This is a genomic window from Caulobacter sp. D5 (assembly GCF_003185805.1).
In the GTDB taxonomy this organism is placed as follows: Bacteria; Pseudomonadota; Alphaproteobacteria; order Caulobacterales; family Caulobacteraceae; genus Caulobacter.
Window position 1 is genome coordinate 1 of record NZ_QHJY01000505.1, and the last position, 1,532, is coordinate 1,532.

General features: G+C 71.5%; 2 protein-coding genes. Both read right to left on the minus strand.

Annotation, left to right across the window (positions count from 1 at the left end; all coding sequences use genetic code 11):
- Positions 1–171: 171 nt before the first annotated feature.
- Complete coding sequence (locus tag DMC18_RS24455) at positions 172–819, minus strand: flavin reductase family protein (RefSeq protein ID WP_110120411.1); 648 nt, start codon at positions 817–819, stop codon at positions 172–174.
- A 187-nt stretch (positions 820–1,006) separates the two neighbouring features.
- Positions 1,007–1,532 (minus strand): TolC family protein (locus DMC18_RS24460; RefSeq protein WP_146218207.1); only part of this gene is annotated, 526 nt, incomplete at its 5' end.

The window sequence follows — 1,532 nt, forward strand, 5'->3', positions numbered from 1 at the left end:
ACCTCTCCCATGGGGAGAGGGAGGGGCCCGCGCCGACAGGCGTGGGAGGGTGAGGGGGTAAACCGCTGGCGGTCCCATCACCTCGATCTCATTGCCTTGTCCGGCAAGTCCGAAACCCCTCACCCTCCCATGCTGCGCATGGGCCCCTCCCTCTCCCTCTGGGAGAGGTGTTCACGGGGTCGGAATATCCGCCTTGGTCGGCCGGATCATCTCGAACAGCGCCGAGGGCTCGACGGCGACGTAGTCGCCGCGGCCGCCCCAGCGCAGGATCGGCTCGCCGGCCGGGGCGTCGTAGACGCCGTCAGGACGGATCAGGCGGCGGTCGATGTGCACGGCGACGACTTCGCCGAAGGTCATCCAGGTCTCGACCTCGTCGCCGTTCGCCTTGGTCAGCTTGAACGACTGGGTCAGGCGGCACTCGAAGTTCACCGGGCTCTCCAGCACGCGCGGGGCGGCGATCAGGCTGCCGGCGACCGGGGTCAGGCCGGCCAGTTCGAACTCGTCCTGGCCGGGGGCGGCGGGGGCGGAGGTGACGTTCATCGCCGCGGCCAGGTCGCGGGTGGCCAGGTTCCAGCAGAACACGCCGGTGGCCTGGATGTTGGCCACGGTGTCCTTCCAGCCGGTGCTGGCGAAGCCGACGATCGGCGGGGTGTAGTTGAAGGCGTTGAAGAAGCTGTAGGGCGCCAGGTTGCGGCGGCCTTCCGCGTCCACCGTCGAGATCCAGCCGATCGGGCGCGGGCCGACGATGGAATTGAACGGATCGTGGGCCAGGCCGTGGCCGTCGCGGGGCTGGTACTGGTGGGCGTCGGCGGCGGCCATGCGGGGGCTCCTCGGTGGAGCTGTGCAGGTAGGGACGGGGGAGGCGGCCCGAAAGACCCTCTCCCTGTGGGAGAGGTGTCGGCGTAGCCGACGGAGAGGGGAGTGGCGCGAAGTCGGCCGAAGCTGCGGCAGCTGAAAACGGCCCCCCTCCGGCGCTTCGCGCCACCTCCCCCAGAGGGGGAGGATCTTACGACCACCCCCCGCCCAGCGCCTTGTAGATCGCCACGACATCCGTGTTCACGCCCGTCTCGGCCACGGTCAGGGCGTCCTCGGCGCTCAGCAGCGTCCGTTCGGCATCCAGCAGCACCAGGAAGTCGATGCCGCCTTCCTTGTACTGGATGCGCGCCAGTTCGGCGGCGCGGCGGGAGGCGGCGGCCTGGTCGGCGAGGCTGGCCAGGCGCGCCTGGCGCTGGCGGTAGGAAACGAGCGCCGTCTCCAGGTCCTCAATGGCCGTCAGCACCGCCTTGTCGTAGGCCGCCAGGGCTGCGTCGTTGCGGGCCTGCGCCGCCTTCAGCCGGGCATGGGCGCCGCCGAGGTCGAGGGCGGGCCAGCTGACCGAGGGGGCCACCGACCAGGCCTGGCTGGCGCTGTCGCCGAAGCCGGAGGCCGTGCCGGTGAGGAAGCCGACGAAGCCGGTGACGCGGACGCGCGGGAAGAGGTCGGCCGTGGCCACCCCGACCTTGGCGGTCTGGGCCGCCAGCCGCCGCTCGGCC

What these genes read in the sequence shown, in the direction of transcription:
- DMC18_RS24455 (WP_110120411.1), bottom strand. Translation starts at nt 819, where the DNA reads ATGGCCGCCGCCGACGCCCACCAGTACCAGCCCCGCGACGGCCACGGC.